Below are 18,876 nucleotides of genomic sequence, written 5' to 3' on the forward strand. Positions count from 1 at the left end.
AAGAGAGGGTTTATATGAAAAAATTAGGAAAAGTTTTAGTGGCTATGGCAATGGCAATGACTTTATTTGGATGTGGCGGTGGTGAACAGGCATCAGCCAATAAAGATCAGTTTGTTGTGGGAATGGAATGTTCTTATGCACCATTTAACTGGCAGACAAGTCAGGAAAGTGATACAACAGTATCATTAGGTAATGCTGGATATGCAGATGGATATGATGTACAGATTGCCAAAAGAATTGCGGATGATTTAGGAAAAGAACTTGTGATTAAGAAAATATCATGGGATGGATTAACAGTGGCTTTGGAATCTGGTGAAATTGATGCCATTATTGCTGGAATGACAGCGAATGAAACAAGAGAAGAAGGTATTGATTTTACAACACCATATTACGATAGCGAAGGTATGATTATGATTGTACGTAAAGATGGTGAAGAAGCGAAGTTTACAGATATTCAACAATTCAGTGGTAAAAATGTTGTTGGGCAAAAAGGAACAAACTATGATGATGTCATTGATCAGATCAAAGGTGTTCATCATGCTACAGCAAAAGCCACTTATCCTGAAATGGTTGTTGCTTTACAACAGGGAGATGTGGATGGAATCACTGCAGAAATGGCTGTTGCTGAAGGTGTTGTTGCAGCCAATAAAGATTTAACAATTGTACATTTTGATGAAGGAAAAGGTTTTGAATGTGATACAACAGTATCTATTGGTTTAAAAGAAGGAACAAGAGATAGTGAATTCTTTAAACAGGTACAGGCATCTTTAGATAAGATTACGGTAGATGAAAGAAAACAACTGATGAGCGAAGCTGTTGATAGACAGCCAGCAGGAGAATAATTTATGAGTATTGATTTTGCAAAAGCATGGGAAATATTTGTTGAAAATATGTCTCTGTTCAGTTACGGTATTCAAATTACTTTATTATATGCTGTTGTAGGAACTGTTTGTGGTTTTCTTATAGGGTTAGTTGTAGGTGGTATAAGAGCTATTGAAATCAATGATTATGATTCATCAGTCAGTCGTCTATTTAAACGCTTAGGAAAATGGATTACAGGTTTTTATATCTGGGTATTTAGAGGAACACCTATGATGGTACAGGCTATGTTCTTATATTATTTATTAAAGCCTACTTTCAATTGGACTCCTTTAGTTGCTGGATTGTTTATTATCTCTATTAATACAGGAGCATATATGGCTGAAATCATTCGTGCAGGTATTCAATCTGTTGATGCAGGACAGAGTGAAGCTGCAAAGAGTTTAGGAATGACAACAAGTCAGACACTTATATCAGTGATTTTTCCACAAGCTATTAAAAATACATTTCCATCAATTGGGAACCAGTTGATTGTCAATATCAAAGACAGTTCTATGCTGAATGTTATTTCAGTAACAGAATTATATTTTCAGACGACATCTGTGGCAGGATCAAATATGAAATATATTGAATGTTTCTTGATTGCTGCAATCATTTATTTATTTTTAACAACGATCAGTACCTTTATTTTAAATTATATCGAAAAAAGATTGAATTCTGAAAAACAAAGCAAGGACTTTTGCAGTTAGGAGATATTATGGATACAATTATTCAAGTACAACATTTAAAGAAGAGATTTAAGCAATTAGAAGTTTTGCATGATATCAATTTTGATATACATAAAGGTGAAGTTGTGACAATTATTGGTTCAAGTGGAAGTGGAAAATCAACATTATTACGTTGTATTAACTTATTAGAAAGATTGGATGATGGACATATTTTATATCATAACCAGGATATTTTAGATCGTCACTTCAATGTGAATCAATATCGTTCTAAAGTTGGTATGGTGTTTCAGGGATTTAATCTATTCAACAATTTAACAGTATTAGAAAACTGTATGATTGGACAAATCAAGGTTTTAAAAAGAAATAAAGAAGAAGCAAAACAAATGGCTTTCAAATATTTAGAAAAAGTGGGTATGAGTGCTTTTGCAAATAAAAGCAGTGTACAATTATCAGGTGGACAAAAACAAAGGGTTGCTATCGCAAGAGCGTTATGTATGAGTCCTGAAGTTTTGCTTTTTGATGAACCAACAAGTGCATTGGATCCAGAAATGGTTGGCGATGTTTTGAATATTATGAAAGAACTTGCTGATGAAGGTTTGACAATGATTGTCGTCACTCATGAAATGGAATTTGCGAAAGATGTATCAACACGTGTTGTTTTCATGGATCAGGGTGTGATTGCAGAAGAAGGGACACCAGAACAAATCTTCGAACATCCTCAAGAAGAACGTACACGAACATTTTTAAAACGTTATTTAAAAGCAAATGGGTAAAGTATCAGAAATGATACTTTTTTTGTTGACATTGACCTAAGGGGATAGTTTATGATGAAAATGGGAGATGAAATGAGATATGAAAATACAGGAAGTTTGCAGTCAATGTCATGTGACAAAAAAAGCCATTTATTATTATGAAAAACAACAGTTACTTCATGTTTATAAAAATCAAAATGGATATCGTGAATTCAGTGACGAAGATGTTCAAAGATTAAAAGAAATTATGATGTATCGTAGCTGGTCTATCTCTATTGCAGATATTCGCTGTTTATTGGATTTAGATGCTAATCAGAAAAAAGAATATCTTCAACAGATTTATACACAAAGACAAAAAGAACTTTCTTATCAACAAGAAAGTTTAAAACAATTACATTGTTTTATTGAAAGTGACAACATAGAAGACTCTTTTTCATTGGATGATATATGTCAAATCATGTCTGACAATATTCCTCAGCCATTCTTTGATATGTTCTATGAGCATTTTCTACCTTATCTTCATATTCATATTCGTACACAAAAACAACAGAATGCTTATGATTGTATTATTGATTTTTGGGATCATTTTCATATCAAAATTCCATGGACATATCGCTTTTTGATGTGGATTTCTAAAACAAATCAAAAGCAGCTCAAACAAGTATGGCATGATGTCAATGTATATAAAAATCAATTGATCAATCAAGAAGATGCACATGAATCCATTAAGCAAATGGTTATCAAAAACTATGAGTTACAACAAAAATGGTGGTATCGTATACTGAGTTATCCAAATCGCCAGATGAAGATCAGATTAAGAGATAGTGGGTATTATGATATTTTGATACCAGCCATGTGTGAACTATCAGATGAGTATCATCAATATTATCAACAACTCATGGATTTCAATCAAAGAGTTTGTCAGGAACTTCATCTTTATTATGATTCCAAGTTTCGGTTAATAAAAAAATAAAGCCGAAACTTTATTTTTTTATAAGACCATCTGCAAATGTAAGAGGTAATCCAAAAACAATACCTGTATTTGGATTATCAATGCCACCAACTGATTCATCAACTGTTTTTCTGACTAAGTCTACCTGACCATCTTCTACGATAAAAAAGATAGTGCGACTTTCAGGACGGGGATTTTCTAAGAACAAACGTAATGATCCTAAAAGATAGCTTTCATCAGAATCATCTATTGTCTTTATCATACCAGTAGATTCAATGATTGTTCCACCACGTACCCCGGCTCTTTTTAAGTTTGCAAGCAAATCATCTAAACAGTCAAGTTTATTTAAAACAACGACAATAACTTGCATTTCTATCACCACCTATATCTATTATATCGCTAGTTGAGATAAATATCTAGTTATTCTCATGAAATTGGTTTATAATAAACAATAAGATAAGGGGGTTTTATGATGGAATATCAATTTGCAAAACGTATGTCAAATGTAAAGGCATCTGCAATTAGAGAAATATTAAAGGCAACATCTGATCCAAAGATGATTAGTTTTGCTGGAGGAAATCCATCAGCGGAAGCATTTCCAGTTAAAGAAATTGAAAAAATATCTGCAGATATATTGACTAATGAGCCTATTAGTGTTTTACAGTATGGAATTACTGAAGGAGATCAGGAGTTGATTCAGGCAGCGACACACTTTTTTAATCGTCATGAACAAGTTATGAAAGCTGATGATCAGATGATGATTACTTCTGGATCACAACAGATTATGGAATTTGTGGCTAAAATATTATGTAATGAAGGTGACGTTGTGATTTGTGAAAATCCTAGTTTTTTAGGAGCTTTAAATGCTTTTAAATCATTAGGTGCTGTTTTAAGAGGTATTGAATATAAAAATGGACAATTGGATTTAGAGTCTTTAAAACAGGCTTTACAAATGGAGCCAAAACCAAAATTTATGTATCTGATACCTAACTTTCAAAATCCAACAGGAATGACAATGTCATTGGAAGTCAGAAAAGAAATTTTAAAATTAGCTAAAGACAATGGTGTTCTTATTTTAGAAGATAATCCTTATGGAGATTTAAGATTTGAAGGTGAAGCTATTCCTTCTATAAAATCATTGGATGAAGATGGATTGGTTATTTATGCAGCAAGTCTTTCTAAAATTATTGCGCCTGGAATGCGTGTGGCTTGTTGTATAGCACCAAAAGCGATTATTCAAAAAATGACAGTTGCCAAACAGGCCAGTGATGTTCATTCTAATCTTTGGGCACAAAAAGTTATGGCACGATATCTTCAAAATTATGATATGGATGCACATATTGAACGTATTCGAATGATTTATAAACAAAAATGTCACTTAATGCTTGATGAAATGAAAAAACATTTTCATCCAGATGTTCAATATACAATACCAACAGGTGGAATGTTTATCTGGGTAACATTGCCTGAAAGTGTTGATATGTTGACATTTGTGAAAAAAGCTTTGGAAAAGAATGTCGCAGTTGTACCAGGAAATGCATTCTTAGATGATGATACGAAAGAATGTCATAGTTTTAGAATGAATTATTCAACACCAACCAATGAAAAAATCAAAGAAGGAGTTAAGGTTTTAGGTGAAATAACATATGAAATGTTATCTATTTCGTCATAATTTTTAAAGCTGTTTATATATAATGGATAAATGGGAGGAAAAATAGTATGCCGTATATAACATTTACAACAACAAAAACATTAACATTAAATCAAGAAAAAGCATTAAAAGAAAGTGCTGGTCAATTAATTTCTATTTTACCTAATAAAAAAGAAGAAAACTTAATGATTCATATTGAAGATAATCAAGTCATGTATTTTAGAGGACAGGAAATGGAATGTATGAAAATATCTTGTCAGCTTTTTCATACAACTGATTATCAATATAAAAAAGAGTTTGCTGAAAAATTATTAAAAGAAATTGAACGTATAACAAAAATACCTGTGGAACAGCAATATCTTTCAATTCAAGAGTTTGAAAATTGGGGTAAAAATGGAGAATATTTATAGAAGTCAAAATGACTTCTATTTTTTTTAAAAAAAGACTTGCATTACATAAAATGATATGATAATATATTTAGGCAATCGAAAATGCTTGAATAGCTCAGTTGGTAGAGCAATCGGCTGTTAACCGATCGGTCGTAGGTTCGAGTCCTACTTCAAGCGCCATTTTTGTGGCCTGTTGGAGAAACGGTTAACTCACATGCCTTTCACGCATGCATTCACGGGTTCGAATCCCGTACAGGTCACCATATGGAGGTTTAGCTCAGTTGGGAGAGCATCTGCCTTACAAGCAGAGGGTCAGCGGTTCGAGCCCGTTAACCTCCACCATTTTTTTATGCCGGCTTAGCTCAATTGGTAGAGCAACTGACTTGTAATCAGTAGGTTGAGGGTTCAAGTCCTTTAGCCGGCACCATATATTTATGACCCGCTAGCTCAGTAGGTAGAGCATCTGACTTTTAATCAGAGGGTCAGGCGTTCGAGTCGCCTGCGGGTCACCATTTACATGCGGATGTGGTGAAACTGGCAGACACGCTAGACTTAGGATCTAGTGCTTCGGCGTGCAGGTTCAAGTCCTGTCATCCGCACCATACTCGCGGGTGTAGTTCAATGGTAGAACTTCAGCCTTCCAAGCTGACTACGTGGGTTCGATTCCCATCACCCGCTCCATTGGGAAATCTGTTCGAACTTTTTTAGTTTGAACTTAATATAGAAAAGTATCAATTTCTAAATGAAGTTGATATTTTTTTGTGTTAAGAAAGGATTTTGCTTATGATTAATATTATTAGTAAACCATTAGAGTTTGATTATGAATTAAAAAAGAAAATTGAGTTTATATGTGATTTTTGTAATATTAAACCAAAGATAATTAATGGAACTATTAGAAATATAGAACATACTAATCTATCTTATATTGAACCACATAGGGTTATTATTAAAGGAATAACTTTTCTAGCATTTAATTATTCTAAAATATTATATATAAATAGTTTATCAAACTCTATTGAGATTAAAGATTTAGAAGATTATATAAAAAAACTTAAATAATCATTATAATATCAACTTCACTAATACTACTATTCCCTGATTAGAGAATTGACAAATCTATAAAAAGTGATATTATAAGTAACCAATGAAAGAGGTACTTTCTAGAAAGAGAGGTACATCTATGAAAAAGAAACACATTTTTTCAAAATTTTATAATATTAAATTTATTGAGGAGTCAGTAGTATTTAAACTTTATTAGATACTATTGTCTCCTCTTTTTTAGTAAAAAGGAGTGATTGATTAATGAATAAAGAAAAGAAAGTTGCAGGTCTTTATATAAGAGTATCTACTGAAGATCAAGCTCGTGAAGGATTTAGTTTACCAGAGCAAGAAAAACGCCTTAGAGCAATGTGTGAATACAAAGGTTATGAAATATATAAAGTTTATAAAGACGCTGGTATATCAGCTAAAACAGGTACTTCTAGACCTGGATTTGAAGAACTATTACAAGATATAAGAGATAAGAAATGTAATACTATTGTCGTATTAAAATTAGACCGACTTACAAGAAGTGTATTTGATTGGGAAAAGATTATAAGATTTCTAGAAGAAAATGATGCCTATTTAGATTGTGCTAATGATGATATTAATACTACTAATGCAAATGGAAAAATGGTTTCAAGAATACTTACATCAGTTTCTCAAAATGAAATTGAAAGAACAAGTGAAAGAACAAAATTCGGAATGGTCGGAGCAATTAAAGAAGGACATATTCCCCATAAAGCACCATTCGGCTATAAACACGAAAATAAAAAACTAATTCCAGATGAAGCAACTAAGGATCAAGTTATTAGAATATTTAATTTATACTATCAAGGTAATTCATATCAAACAATAAGCAATTTGTATAATAAAGAAAAAGTATTTGGTAAAACTAATTGGAAAGATTCAACTATATTAAAGATAATAGAAAATCCTATTTATAAAGGAGATTTCATTCATGGTAAAAGAACTAAAAATCCTACTTACTATGAAGATGTTGTTGAACCATTAATAAGTAAAGAGTTATGGGAAGAATGCCAAGTACAAAAGAAAAAGAATTCTCGTAATTATAAAAGAAATGAAGATTACTTATTCTTACAAAAGTTAAAGTGTCCTCATTGTAATAGAATACTTGCTGGTAAAGCAACAAGAAAGAAAAATGGTAGTATTTATTATTACTATTATTGTCATGATTGTAAAATCAATATTAAAGAAACTGATATTGAAAAAGAATTTGATAACTTTATTGAAGATATACAAGAATATGATTTAGTAGTTAATCAAACACTACTTCCTATGATTAAAACTAAATTAAATAACCCTAAAGAAAAATTAATTAAAGAATTAAAAGAACAAAATGTAAAAGCCGAAAGAATTAGAAAAGCATATATAAATGGATCATTTACTATTGAAGAATATGATATAGAAAAAAATATTGTTGATAAAGCAATTAAAGATTTAGAATCTAAAATTAGAGATTGTGATATATGTAATGAACTAAAGTTTACTCCAGAAGATATATTAATTAAAAGAGATTTAGATTACATAAATCAAATAGTCTATCCTGAAGAATATGAAGAACATACTTATATGTGGAAAGATTATACAAGAGAAGAAAAATCAGATTTAATTATGAGATATGTTGATAATGTAGAACTTACTCTATGTGGCAAAAATAAAGTTAAAATTGGTGAAGTATTCTTTAGAGAAAGTATGTGTAAACCATGTAATGATTTATATGATGCTGGTTTTCTTGCTAAAAAAGATTATGCAATACTTGGTAATGTTGGTATGAAATTAAGATTTAGTGAATACCTACCAATAGAAAAAGTTTCTGAAATAGTATTTACTTTAAGACAATATTATAATGTTGGTTATTTCGAAGCAACTTACTACTACGATAATAAAGTAATGTTCTTTAATGATTATCAAAATAGAAATATCGTTAGAATATTTCCTATTGAAGATTATAAAAAAAAAAATAAGTTAGATACATTAGAACTTGGAGTTATTTATATTGGTAATAATGAAAAGTGTTTAATAGATAATAAAGAAGATTTATTTAATACTATTCCAGAAAGAACAAATTGTATTACTTATGAATTAGATGAAGATATTAAAAAAAGGAAATTAGAAATTGAAAAAGAAATAAAAGAATTTAGAGAAAAGATAATGAATAAGTAATAAAAGTTTTTGTTTACTTTTTATAAAAAAGTAATAACAAACGAACACGTTTTGCTGAAACTTGTTTCAATGAAAGTGAAAAAAGTTTGTTTAAATAAATTATGAAAATAATTATTGTTATTTGAATAATTTACATAGATAAAATAAAAAGCAGTGCTTTCTATTTTATCTATACTTTATGTAGTTTTAACTATTTATAGTTATTACGAAATAAAGTATAAACGGTTTCTAAGGTGGTAAACCTTAGCTTCCATATCTTGTCTCTGACAAGATATATAGGAAGTTATGAATAATGACAAAGCCACTTTCGTGCCATTTTCAATATTCATAATTTAGGGGGTGTAAAAATATGGAATTATCTTATTCACTACATTTAGGTAATGATAAAAACAAATCTATTAAAGCAAGAAAAGAAGCAAAAAATACTCCATCAGGTACTACATCAAAGAATAATAATGCCATTCAAAATGTTAAGCAACTTGGAAAAGTTAATCACCATAATTTAAGACAATATGATAATAATCAAGAGTTAATTAAAACTATAAAAGGTTCAAATGATATTGTTAAAGATGTTAAAGATTTATATTTAGAGTTATTTGATGAGGCAAGATTAGAATACAATAATAAACAAATCAGAGATGATAGAAAAATAGATAATTATTTTAATAAGATAAGCAATGATACAAAACATGATCTTGCTTGTGAAATAGTTATTGAACTTGGAAATATGGAATATTGGGATGAGAAAAGTTTAGAATATAAATATCAAATGATACAAGTATTTGAACAACAACTAGAAGATATACAAGAAATAGTTCCAGACTTTTATATAGCAAATGCTACTATACATTTTGATGAACATTCTCCACACTTACATATTGTTGGAGTTCCAGTTAAAGAAAATTGTAAAACTGGTTTATCAAGACAAGTTGGTAAAACATCAATATTCACTAAAGAATCACTAGTAGTTATTCAAGATAAAATGCGAGAAAAATGTATTAATGAATTTAATATTGCTTATGGTATGAATTCTAAATTAAAAGAAAAACAAAAAGGTAAAAATAGAGATATTACATCTTATGAAAGAAAACTCTTTAATGAAAGAGTTAAAGGTATTAAAAAAGAAATATCTAATCTTCAAAATGAAGTATCTGATTTAGAAGATAATAAACAATCTATTAATAAAGAAATCTCTAATCTTAACAAAAATAAAAAAGATATAGTTGATGAAATAGATAAAAAAAGAAAAATCAATGATAAAATTATACTTAAAACTAAAAATCAATTATTAAATGAGAATCAAAAATTATCTAAACAAAATGAAGATTTAAAACACGAGAATTACCAACTTAAATATAAAAATGAAGAACTAGAACAACAAAAGAACTATCTACTTTATTATATTAAAAAGTTTTTAGATAAAATGCCTAAAGTCATTAAAGACATAGTTGAAAAAATATTTGATAAACATATGAGTGTTGATTTATATAAATCTCAATACGATCCAGAAATGTTAGAAGAACAACATAGAAGAGTTGAAGCAAATAATCGAAGATTTAATTTATTTAATAAAAGAGAAATGGAAAAAGCAACTAAACATTTAAATAATGAAATAGATGAAGCTGCTGAAGAATTTTACGAAACTAAGAAAAACAAAGAAAAAGACGATGGCTTATCATTATAAGTCATCGTTTTATAATCTCATGTTTGTTTTGTTATAGTCATGAAATCTATTACATATTTCTTTTCTTCCTTTTTCTATAAAATCTTGTCTATTATTTTTAATACCATAAACAATAGTTTCAATAGGATAATATTGTTCAACAATATCTTGATATTTTTTTGCTTTTTCTATATCAATACTACCATATAAACTTAATATATCTTCACCAAAAGATGATCCTATTTCTTCTTCACTATCTTCAAGTAAATAAATAAAATCACAATATTCATCTATAACACCAGAATCACCAAAATCAATAATTCCACATAATCTTTTGTTTTCATCTAATAATAAATGATTACAACTAAAATCATTATGACATAAACACTTTTTATCATCAAATATAGTAGTAGAATTTAATCTTTGCATAAATGATTCAATATATTGTTTTTCTAAATCTGTCAAACTATCATATATTGTGTTTCTTAATAATTGATATTCTTCTAATACATTTTGTTTGTTATCTATTGTATATGAACTTATTTCAGAACAATCTAAATCATGCATTTGTCTTAAAAAAATTGCAATATCTTGTTTTAATAAATCTTGTTCTTTTTTTGACATAGTAGAATAAATCTCTGGTGTTAAAAAAGTTCCTTTTATTTCTTTATATCCTAATATAGAAATTTCATCACTTATAATTGAATATTCAATATTAGGTATTTTAATATTAGTATCTAGTTTTTGATTTAAAAAATCATAAATTGCTTTTTCTTTTTCATAACCTTTTTTCTTATTAGCGCTAAATTTTATTTTAAATACATATTCATTATTAACTAAATAAGCAACACTGTCATATCCACTTCCAAGAACTTTAATATCATTTACTTTTAAATTATAAAAGGTATGTTCTAATAAATATTTAGTTGCTTTTACATTAGTTAAATTATCATCGTATCTATATTCCATTAAAAAGCAATCTTCTTTTTTACCCTCATGTAATTCATGTTCTGGTAAATCTTCAATAATTCTAAAACCTGCTTTCTGGTACATTCTAATAGCTCTAGAATTATCTTGGTGAGGATCTAATATAACAGCATCAGTATTTCTTTCTTTTTTTAAAAAATTAAATATCATTTTAGTATATTTAGTTCCAATACCTTTACTCCAATAATCTGGTTCTCCAATAAATTGATCCATGCCATAAACAACTTCATTACTTCTAGGATAATTATAATCATCATATAATTCATCATACATTTTATATATTTGCCCATATCCAATAGGTGTACCTTTATATTCAATTATTACTCTGAATACTTCATCTTCCCATTCTTCAGAAAAATGTTTCTTTATTTCTTCTAATGTATATTTTTTATCTCTACCTTCATAGAACTCTAGAACTCTTTCATCAGATAACCATTTTAATAATAAAGGAAAATCATTTTCATTTAATGTTCTAACTCTTATATCATTATCAGTAATATCAATCATTATTTATCACCCTCAAAATCATATACATAGCAAATCTCATCTTCATAGTCATTTTTACCACCTAATTTTTCATATACATGACATGCTCTTGGATTACCTTTGTCAGTTAATACAAACATTTCAAAGAATCCATGAGAACTAATATATTCTTTAATAAATGAAAGTAATTTAGTACCATACCCTTTATTTTGATAATTAGGTAACATACCAATAGAATAAATAAAATATGCATGTTTATTATTTGGATGAATAATGTCATATCCATATGCAAAACCAACTATTTTATTATTTTCTTTTGCTATAAAACTAATTGTGTTTTTATCTTCATAGAATTTTTTAATATCTGATATATTAAATATCATATCATCATCTTCAATAACATCTTTTAACAATTCTAACTCTTGTTCTTCTAATACCTTATATTCCATTATTATCACAACCTTATTTTTTTAATAATTCTTTACATCTGTTTTGTATCCATTCAAGACTTTCTAAATCTTCATCAATAGCATTTTCATATAATTCTTCTAATCCTATATGCAAAGCATAACATAATACTTTTTCTCTATAATTCTTTTCATTACCAAAAATCTTTTCATAATATTTATAACTTTTATCCATACACATTAACCATGTACTCCAAAAGCAAGCACTTGAAACTTCATATAAAGGATCTCCATAACCGGAACAATCCCAGTCAATAACTGCTGTAAATTTATCATTATCCACTAACATATTATTTGAACCAAAATCACCATGTCTTAACTTTCTAACATTATCACAATAAGAGATTAAATTATTAAACTTCTTGATCATTTCATCAATTAAATTTGAATCAACATAATCCATGTTTTTAATTTTATTCCAATCATATTTATAAGAATTTAGAATATCTAATAAATAATCTTTCCAACTATTAAATGGTGCATTTCCAGTTTGACTATCAAAAATTCCATAACCACTTGTATTTGAAATATCAATATCATTAATAGCAACCATTATTTTTGTTATATCTGGCAAAAGTTTATCAACAACTTCTTCATTAGAATCTTCAAAAGTAATCCCAGTTGCTTTTTCACTAATACAATAATAATGAGTATCATTAAATTTTCCATATTCAACTACTTTAGGAATAGGAATAATATCATTATTAAAATATTTATATGCATATTCATCTTTTCTAAATCCTTCCAAATTAGGATTTATTCTAACAATATAGTCTTTACTATTTAAAGTATAACTATATACTTGTGATTCCATTCCTTCAACTACTGGAAATAATTCAATATTGGAATTTAATTTATCGTTTATAAAAGATTGAATATCATTTTTTGTATAACTACTTTTAATCATTTTTATCACAACCTTGATTTATTAATTCTTTATAAACAAATCCATTATCAAATACATCTCCAAATGTTTCAAACCATAAAGGAATATAATTGCTCTTATTAGCAACTGCTTGAGATCCTATATTTGTAGATGAAGCACACCAAATAGGAACAATACCTTTTTCTAAAATTTTTAATGTTAAGTTTTTTGTTAAAATTGTTGCAAGTCCATCCTTTCTATATTCTGGTAAAACTTCAATACCAACTTCCCAAATATCATTGTTTATCTTGTCAGCTCCTGCAACACCTACAACTTTATCTCCATCAAAAGCACAATAAGCAATATCAGAAATGCATTTACCATTTTCAAAAGTAATAGCATTTTCAAATCCACTTGATAATCCAATATCACTAGTATTTCCATCAAATAGTTTAAATGAAAGATTATCTATTTCATCTTGTTTAGTAATTCTTTCTAAGTCAGGAATAAAATATATTGATTGGCCATAGACTAATGGAAACTCAAATATTTCATATGTATTTTTATTTTTTAATTTCTCATTTACTAAATCATATAAATTATCAGAACTAGATACTAATATTAAATCATAAAGTAATAACATTTTAAGTTTATTCTCTTTATCGTTTTTAATAATGTTTAATCCTTTTTTATCTAGTTCTGAAATATCACATTCATATTTATCGGCAAGATAATTTTTAATTTTCTTTAACATTAAATCTTTATTCATTACTATCACATCCATATTAATTATATCATTAATTTTACAAATTTTAGCATTTGTATTGGAAATATAAATAATTTATGGTAATATGTATATAGAAATTGATACAAAAAGTATTAATTCTCAATTGTGATGGAAAAGTTGAAAATAAATTAACCAATCGCTCCATTGAAATGATGACTTACGATAAATTATCGTAAGTTTTTTTGTGTTCTATGATATGTAGGAGCATATCTTTTTTTATAAAACAATGCAATGATTGACAACATATATGAGCCAATATACAATGAAAATGAAGATGACATCAAAGAATTATCTACACTCAAAAATAATAAATAAGTGAGAAGGGAAAACATGAAATCAAAGTTTATCATCATTATTATTTCATTATTGGTAATTATTTGTCTAACAGGTATAAGTTTTCAATTCAATAATGACCATCATTCGACTTTTTCTGTAAAAGGAAAAGTTGTATTGATAAGTGAGAAATCAGTCAATCGTGAAATGATTGATAAGATCGATCAAAAATATGAATCTATAACAATAACTGTATTGCATCCATCAAAAGTCAGTTCATATCACTTTGATGATGAAGATGTTGTGGCTGTGGATAAAGAATCACTTTCACATTTAGAAACAAAACAATTCATAAAGGATTATATTCAAGAAAATTATATTTTATTTGTTGGAAATAATACTATTGAAAATCTTTCCAATGAATTAGATCTTGTTTTTCAAAATGATCAGCCTATTTATTCATTGAATACAGGTGAACTGATTTCAGATGAACTTGTAGAAATGCGTGGCAGTTTTTCAGTATTCAAATATTCAGACAATATAGATTTGAAAAATGGAATTGAAACTGTATTTATCAATGAGGATTCTCTTTCTGTAGAAAGTTATTTAATTCCTTGTTTAGATTATCTGATTGATAAAAATCAATTTCATACCAAACCTCAAGGATCTAATATGAGTAGACATTATCTATTCAATTCTGATACGAAATTACCAACAAGCACATATTTATATACAGCACATGATTTGTATCAGGATACTGATGAAGTTGATGATCAAAAGGATTATTATTTATTAAGGACAAAAGCCTGCTTTTCAAAAGATGGTCAACATTTCACACTTCAGCATCATTGTTCTCCTGATGCAAAGGCAACAATTTTAGAGAGAAATCCTACTCAGCGTGATAATGTAACATCATATTCTTCATATTCTGATAATGTTTCAGTTTCCTATTCAGGACCAAAAGTGAATGTCGCATTAAAAAGTTTGGAAGATGGTTCTAGTATGTGGACTATAACGGATCAGACATTTTTCAATAATGCCAATTTTGATTTTGAAAATGTATTCGAATTTTCATCACTTGCTTCGATTGAAGAAGGAAGTCAGCTTGAGTGGACATATCAAGTCAAAGCGTTAGATCAAAAGTCAAATGGAACAGAATCCAATGATTTATATATTTTTTGATATATTTTTATGAAAGAATATTGACATAGGGAGTATGAGAGTATATATTTATATATGAAGAGATGTTCATATGTTCAATGAAGGAGTGATGATATGACTATACAGATGGATGATCAAAATGATTTTTTAGCAGTTCATGAAGATGTTGTCAAAAGGGTCAAAGCAAAACAACCTGATGATGAATACTTATATGAATTGGCTGATTTATTTAAGGTATTTGGAGATACAACACGTATTAAGATTTTATATGCTTTATTTGAAAGTGAATTATGTGTTGGAGATATCGCACAGATTTTGGGACTGAGTCAGTCTGCAGTCAGTCATCAGTTGAGAGTTTTAAAAGATAGTAAATTAATTAAATTTAGACGTGAAGGAAAGGTGATCTTCTATTCATTAGATGATGATCATGTCAGAACAATCATGTCAATGGGCATGGAACATGTTGAGGAATAAGAAAGGGGAAAAGGAATATGAAAAAGACATATAAAGTTGATGTAGATTGTGCCAATTGTGCTGCTAAAATGGAGGAAGCAGTTAAAAATACAAAAGGTGTTAAAGATGCGACTTTAAGCTTTATGACATTAAAGTTAAAAGTTGAATTTGAAGATGGTGTCAATGTTGATGAAGTCATGCAGGAAGCTTATAAGAATTGTAAAGTCGTAGAAGATGACTGTGAAATTTATTTATAGAATAAATTCCCTTAAAAAGGGATATTTATTTAGATGATATATGAATGAGTGAACATATATTAAAATGAATGGGAGTGTTTTGATGAATAAAAAACAAAAGAAAGTTCTTTATAGAATTCTGTTATCTTTAGGATTCATGATTGGAATCATGATTTTAACCTCATATGTTTCTTTAAATATATATGTAGAAGTGGTACTTTATCTAATACCTTATCTGATTATTGGGTATGATATTTTAAGAAAAGCTATCAAAGGTATATTGAAAAGACAAGTCTTTGATGAAAACTTTTTGATGGCTGTTGCGACTGTAGGCGCTATGTGTTTAGGTGAATTCCGTGAAGGTGTCGCTGTCATGCTGTTTTATCAGATTGGCGAATTGTTTCAAAGTGTTGCAGTGGGAAAGAGTCGTCGCAATATTGCCGCATTAATGGATATTCGTCCTGATTATGCCAATATGATGATAGATGGTAAGCTTCAAAAAGTTGATCCAGATGATGTCGAAATAGGTAGTGAAATCATTGTTAATCCTGGTGAAAAAGTACCTATTGATGGTATTATTGTTGAAGGGAATACAACATTTAATACGAGTGCTTTAACAGGTGAAAGTGTACCTAGAGATGCACATTGTGGGGATGAAGTGATTAGTGGTTTTATTAATATGAGTGGTGTGATTAAGGTTCAGACAACAAAAGAGTTTGACGAATCTACCGTTTCAAAAATTCTTGATTTGGTTGAAAATTCAAGTATGAAAAAATCTCGTTCAGAAAACTTTATCACAAAGTTTGCCAAATACTATACACCAGCAGTTTGTTATAGTGCATTGGCATTAGCAATTATTCCACCAGTTGTTTTGATGTTGATGGGGAAAGATGCCTCATGGGGTGATTGGATTATTCGTGCATTGACATTCTTAGTTATCAGTTGTCCATGTGCTTTGGTTATTTCTATACCACTCAGTTTCTTTGGTGGCATTGGTTGTGCTTCAACAAAAGGAATTTTGGTAAAGGGTTCTAATTATCTCGAAGCTCTTGCCAGTGCCAAATATATTGTTTTTGATAAAACGGGAACACTGACAAAAGGGGTTTTTGAAGTAACGCATATTGATCCAACTGATAATTATGATCAACAGCAGTTATTGTATTATGCAGCTCATGTGGAAATGGCTTCAAGTCATCCAATCAGTTTAAGTTTACAAAAGGCTTATGGACAATCATTGGATAGAGATGCTGTGCATAATATTGAAGAAATTGCTGGACATGGTATTCGTGGAACTGTTCATGGACATGATGTTTATGCTGGTAATGAAAAACTGATGAATAAGATAGGTGTAGATATTACGGAAAAACATCCTGAAGGAACAGTTGTGTATATGGCCATAGATAATCAATATGCAGGATGTATTGTGATTTCTGATGTGATTAAAGAAACCTCAAAAGCAGCGATTCAGTCTTTAAAATCACAAGGAATCAAAGAAACGATTATGTTAACGGGAGATACAAAACAGACTGCGACAAAGGTTGCTAAAGAGATTGGTATTGATCGTGTTTATAGTGAACTTTTACCAGCTGATAAGGTTGAAAAAGTTGAAGAAATACTACAAAACAAAGGTGAAAAAGAAAAAGTGGCTTTTGTTGGTGATGGTATTAATGATGCGCCAGTTTTATCACGTGTTGATATTGGGATCGCGATGGGCGCTTTAGGTAGTGATGCAGCGATTGAAGCAGCTGATATTGTGTTGATGGATGATGATCCGGCTAAGATTTCATTAGCTATGAAAATCTCATTAAAAACATTAAGAATTGTCAAAGAAAATATTGTGTTTGCTTTAGCTGTTAAATTTATCTGTTTAATTTTAGGAGCATTTGGTATAGCGAATATGTGGCTTGCTATCTTTGCGGATGTTGGTGTGATGGTCATTGCTGTCATTAATGCGACGAGAGCTTTACGAATTCGATAAAAATGGAAGATAACAGAAAGTCCATCTGTTATCTTTTTTTTTAGATTTAGAAGTGATATAATAGTGCCTTGTGAAGAAAGGGTGTATGTGATGAATTATAAATTCATAAGAAATATTATAGGAATTCTTATTGGAAATACGATATATGCTTTAGCTGTTTTATTATTTATTGTTCCTAATGGACTGATTACAGGTGGATCAACAGGATTATCCATTGGTGCACAGCATTTATTAGGAATTCCAATGACTTTATTTTTATCTATTTTTAATATTTTGATGTTTTTACTTGGGTTACTGATTTTAGGTAAAACCTTTGCCTTAACAACATTAATTAGTACTTTTTATTATCCATTGATTTTAAGTGTTTTTGAAAAAACAATAGGTTATACCCAAATGACAACTGATCCATTACTCGCTGCATTGCTTGGTGGAGTGATGATTGGTGTAGCAATTGGCCTTGTTATTAAATGTAATGCTTCCACAGGGGGAATGGATATTCCACCATTGATTATTAATAAAAAGACAGGAATACCTGTATCCGTTTCTATGTATGCTTTTGATTTCTTGATTTTATTAATGCAGGTCTTTTATACCAATCGAGAAATGGTTCTTTATGGTATTGTTTTAGTGGCGACATATACCATTGTTTTAGACAAAGTTCTGGTGGTTGGAAAAGCACAGACAGAAGTGATGATTGTGTCTAAGGAATATGAACAAATTAATGATATGATTATTCATGAACTTGATCGTGGAACAACAATGTTAAAATCTATTTCAGGTTATATGAAAAATGAATATCCTGTGATTATGACTGTGATTTCTAACCGTGAATTACCGAAATTAAATTATCTGGTTTTAAATATTGATGAACATGCTTTTATGGTTGTCAGCAAGGTGAACGAGGTGAAAGGAAGAGGATTTACCTTTAAAAAGGAATATATTGAGTCATAATAGTGAAAAAGAAAGACAGATAGGTTATAATAGAAAGGAATGTGGAGGTTATA

Annotated in this window: 19 protein-coding genes, 7 tRNA genes and 1 pseudogene; 21 read left to right on the top strand and 6 right to left on the bottom strand. The window is 29.0% G+C overall.

Annotation, left to right across the window (positions count from 1 at the left end; genetic code table 11):
* Window positions 1-14: 14 nt before the first annotated feature.
* The 4 genes from ACGHJ8_RS04115 to ACGHJ8_RS04130 all read left to right on the top strand — a co-directional run bounded on the left by ACGHJ8_RS04115 (window position 15) and on the right by ACGHJ8_RS04130 (window position 3,272).
* On the top strand, window positions 15-842 hold the full coding sequence (locus ACGHJ8_RS04115; RefSeq protein ID WP_168083114.1) for a transporter substrate-binding domain-containing protein: 828 nt from the start codon (window positions 15-17) through the stop codon (window positions 840-842).
* Window positions 843-845: 3 nt separating this feature from the next.
* Window positions 846-1,568: an amino acid ABC transporter permease gene (locus ACGHJ8_RS04120; protein WP_390541847.1), complete on the top strand. Its 723-nt coding sequence runs from the start codon at window positions 846-848 to the stop codon at window positions 1,566-1,568.
* A gap of 8 nt (window positions 1,569-1,576) precedes the next feature.
* A complete protein-coding gene (locus tag ACGHJ8_RS04125; RefSeq protein ID WP_168083112.1) occupies window positions 1,577-2,320 on the top strand; it encodes an amino acid ABC transporter ATP-binding protein in 744 nt (247 codons plus the stop codon).
* A 79-nt stretch (window positions 2,321-2,399) separates the two neighbouring features.
* Window positions 2,400-3,272, top strand: coding sequence for a MerR family transcriptional regulator (locus ACGHJ8_RS04130; protein ID WP_390541850.1), 873 nt, complete (start codon window positions 2,400-2,402; stop codon window positions 3,270-3,272).
* 10 nt (window positions 3,273-3,282) lie between these two features.
* Here ACGHJ8_RS04130 and ACGHJ8_RS04135 read toward each other — a convergent pair whose 3' ends face one another.
* Window positions 3,283-3,621 (bottom strand): hypothetical protein, encoded by a 339-nt coding sequence (locus ACGHJ8_RS04135; protein WP_087244540.1) that lies wholly within the window; start codon window positions 3,619-3,621, stop codon window positions 3,283-3,285.
* Between the two features lie 102 nt (window positions 3,622-3,723).
* Between ACGHJ8_RS04135 and ACGHJ8_RS04140 the strand changes: the two genes are divergently transcribed.
* From ACGHJ8_RS04140 to ACGHJ8_RS04195, 12 genes are all read left to right on the top strand, one after another.
* Window positions 3,724-4,923, top strand: coding sequence for a PLP-dependent aminotransferase family protein (locus tag ACGHJ8_RS04140; RefSeq protein ID WP_390541853.1), 1,200 nt, complete (start codon window positions 3,724-3,726; stop codon window positions 4,921-4,923).
* A 47-nt stretch (window positions 4,924-4,970) separates the two neighbouring features.
* The gene (locus ACGHJ8_RS04145; RefSeq protein WP_087244542.1) at window positions 4,971-5,312 is read left to right on the top strand and encodes a hypothetical protein; all 342 of its coding nucleotides are present in this window, start codon (window positions 4,971-4,973) and stop codon (window positions 5,310-5,312) included.
* Between the two features lie 83 nt (window positions 5,313-5,395).
* A tRNA-Asn gene (locus tag ACGHJ8_RS04150) sits at window positions 5,396-5,471 on the top strand.
* A 7-nt stretch (window positions 5,472-5,478) separates the two neighbouring features.
* A tRNA-Glu gene (locus tag ACGHJ8_RS04155) sits at window positions 5,479-5,554 on the top strand.
* A 3-nt stretch (window positions 5,555-5,557) separates the two neighbouring features.
* Window positions 5,558-5,633 (top strand) — tRNA-Val (locus tag ACGHJ8_RS04160).
* A gap of 9 nt (window positions 5,634-5,642) precedes the next feature.
* Window positions 5,643-5,718 (top strand) — tRNA-Thr (locus ACGHJ8_RS04165).
* Between the two features lie 9 nt (window positions 5,719-5,727).
* Window positions 5,728-5,803 (top strand) — tRNA-Lys (locus tag ACGHJ8_RS04170).
* Window positions 5,804-5,810: 7 nt separating this feature from the next.
* Window positions 5,811-5,893 (top strand) — tRNA-Leu (locus tag ACGHJ8_RS04175).
* A gap of 5 nt (window positions 5,894-5,898) precedes the next feature.
* Window positions 5,899-5,972 (top strand) — tRNA-Gly (locus ACGHJ8_RS04180).
* A 102-nt stretch (window positions 5,973-6,074) separates the two neighbouring features.
* The gene (locus ACGHJ8_RS04185) at window positions 6,075-6,350 is read left to right on the top strand and encodes a hypothetical protein (RefSeq protein ID WP_320078573.1); all 276 of its coding nucleotides are present in this window, start codon (window positions 6,075-6,077) and stop codon (window positions 6,348-6,350) included.
* Between the two features lie 243 nt (window positions 6,351-6,593).
* Window positions 6,594-8,516: a recombinase family protein gene (locus tag ACGHJ8_RS04190; protein WP_390541856.1), complete on the top strand. Its 1,923-nt coding sequence runs from the start codon at window positions 6,594-6,596 to the stop codon at window positions 8,514-8,516.
* A 349-nt stretch (window positions 8,517-8,865) separates the two neighbouring features.
* Window positions 8,866-10,200, top strand: a complete 1,335-nt coding sequence (locus ACGHJ8_RS04195) for a plasmid recombination protein (protein ID WP_390541858.1) — start codon at window positions 8,866-8,868, stop codon at window positions 10,198-10,200.
* Between the two features lie 9 nt (window positions 10,201-10,209).
* Here ACGHJ8_RS04195 and aph(2'')-I read toward each other — a convergent pair whose 3' ends face one another.
* The 5 genes and pseudogenes from aph(2'')-I to ACGHJ8_RS04220 all read right to left on the bottom strand — a co-directional run bounded on the left by aph(2'')-I (window position 10,210) and on the right by ACGHJ8_RS04220 (window position 13,768).
* Window positions 10,210-11,148 carry an APH(2'')-Ia/If/Ih family aminoglycoside O-phosphotransferase gene (aph(2'')-I, locus tag ACGHJ8_RS04200; protein ID WP_390542408.1) on the bottom strand — a complete coding sequence of 313 codons (939 nt, stop codon included), beginning with the start codon at window positions 11,146-11,148 and terminating at the stop codon, window positions 10,210-10,212.
* Window positions 11,146-11,673 (bottom strand): annotated as a pseudogene (aac(6')-I, locus tag ACGHJ8_RS04205) (AAC(6')-Ie family aminoglycoside N-acetyltransferase); the annotation flags it as partial. The pseudogene aac(6')-I and the gene aph(2'')-I, both read right to left, overlap by 3 nt.
* Window positions 11,673-12,101 (bottom strand): GNAT family N-acetyltransferase, encoded by a 429-nt coding sequence (locus tag ACGHJ8_RS04210; RefSeq protein ID WP_390541860.1) that lies wholly within the window; start codon window positions 12,099-12,101, stop codon window positions 11,673-11,675. The gene ACGHJ8_RS04210 and the pseudogene aac(6')-I, both read right to left, overlap by 1 nt.
* A 13-nt stretch (window positions 12,102-12,114) precedes the next feature.
* On the bottom strand, window positions 12,115-13,026 hold the full coding sequence (locus tag ACGHJ8_RS04215) for an aminoglycoside phosphotransferase family protein (RefSeq protein ID WP_390541862.1): 912 nt from the start codon (window positions 13,024-13,026) through the stop codon (window positions 12,115-12,117).
* Window positions 13,019-13,768: a GNAT family N-acetyltransferase gene (locus ACGHJ8_RS04220; protein ID WP_390541864.1), complete on the bottom strand. Its 750-nt coding sequence runs from the start codon at window positions 13,766-13,768 to the stop codon at window positions 13,019-13,021. The genes ACGHJ8_RS04215 and ACGHJ8_RS04220 overlap by 8 nt, the downstream gene beginning before the upstream one ends.
* Window positions 13,769-14,101: 333 nt before the next feature.
* On the opposite strand from ACGHJ8_RS04220, the gene ACGHJ8_RS04225 reads away from it, so the two are divergent.
* From ACGHJ8_RS04225 to ACGHJ8_RS04245, 5 genes are all read left to right on the top strand, one after another.
* A complete protein-coding gene (locus tag ACGHJ8_RS04225; protein WP_390541866.1) occupies window positions 14,102-15,226 on the top strand; it encodes a hypothetical protein in 1,125 nt (374 codons plus the stop codon).
* Window positions 15,227-15,319: 93 nt separating this feature from the next.
* Entirely contained in the window at window positions 15,320-15,679 is a 360-nt protein-coding gene (locus ACGHJ8_RS04230) for an ArsR/SmtB family transcription factor (RefSeq protein ID WP_390541868.1), read from the top strand.
* Window positions 15,680-15,696: 17 nt separating this feature from the next.
* Window positions 15,697-15,915, top strand: coding sequence for a cation transporter (locus tag ACGHJ8_RS04235; RefSeq protein ID WP_390541870.1), 219 nt, complete (start codon window positions 15,697-15,699; stop codon window positions 15,913-15,915).
* A gap of 82 nt (window positions 15,916-15,997) precedes the next feature.
* Window positions 15,998-17,872 (top strand): heavy metal translocating P-type ATPase, encoded by a 1,875-nt coding sequence (locus ACGHJ8_RS04240; protein ID WP_390541872.1) that lies wholly within the window; start codon window positions 15,998-16,000, stop codon window positions 17,870-17,872.
* Between the two features lie 90 nt (window positions 17,873-17,962).
* Window positions 17,963-18,823, top strand: a complete 861-nt coding sequence (locus ACGHJ8_RS04245; protein ID WP_087244554.1) for a YitT family protein — start codon at window positions 17,963-17,965, stop codon at window positions 18,821-18,823.
* The last annotated feature ends 53 nt before the right edge of the window (window positions 18,824-18,876 follow it).

Origin of the sequence: Massiliimicrobium timonense (assembly GCF_042850985.1) — a bacterium.
Taxonomy (GTDB): Bacteria; Bacillota_I; Bacilli_A; order Erysipelotrichales; family Coprobacillaceae; genus Allocoprobacillus.